At 72.9% G+C, this 565-nt stretch carries 1 protein-coding gene and 1 pseudogene; one reads left to right on the top strand and one right to left on the bottom strand.

Annotation, left to right across the window (positions count from 1 at the left end; all coding sequences use genetic code 11):
- On the bottom strand, window positions 1-188 hold a 188-nt coding region (locus tag DEIPI_RS30200; protein WP_045234099.1), incomplete at its 3' end, for a TetR/AcrR family transcriptional regulator.
- A gap of 153 nt (window positions 189-341) precedes the next feature.
- On the opposite strand from DEIPI_RS30200, the pseudogene DEIPI_RS39480 reads away from it, so the two are divergent.
- Window positions 342-565: pseudogene (locus DEIPI_RS39480) on the top strand (hypothetical protein); the annotation flags it as partial.

Below are 565 nucleotides of genomic sequence, written 5' to 3'. Positions count from 1 at the left end.
GCGAGTTCCTGGACGAGGCCGCGCACGAGGGCGTCCTTGGTGGGGTAGTGGTGCAGCAGGCCGCCCTTGCTGACGCGGGCGCCCTCGGCGACGCCGTCGAGGGTGAGGCGGGCGCCGCCCTGGTCGCGGATGAGGCGGGCGGCGGCGTGCAGGAGTTTCGAGCGGGTCTCGTCGGGGGCTCGGCTCATGGGTCCTCCGTGACCGTCCAGCTGGACGGTAGGTCGAGTGTACCGTCCAGCTGGACGGTAGAGTGTGGCCCCGAATCGAAACGTCCGCTCATGCGGACGCCGGGAAGCGCAAATGCCGCCCGCCTAGCCTGTGGGCACGAAGGGAGGCAGCACATGAGCGATCAGGACGAACGGACACGCGGTTCAGGCACGGGCTCGCTCCACCCCTCCACCGGGAAGGGCGAGGGTACGCAGGGCGGAAGCGGCGTCACGGACAGCCAGGCCGACGGCGGCGAGGGCGTCACGCACGACTCCAGGCTCGGCGGCGGCGGGGCCGTGGGCTCCGACATCGGCGGACAGGGCGGCACCGGCGCGAGCGGCAACGCCCTCCCGGGCGA

It is taken from the genome of Deinococcus pimensis DSM 21231, assembly GCF_000519345.1.
Classification (GTDB): domain Bacteria; phylum Deinococcota; class Deinococci; order Deinococcales; family Deinococcaceae; genus Deinococcus_A; species Deinococcus_A pimensis.
This window is presented reverse-complemented; position numbering and strand designations above follow the sequence as displayed.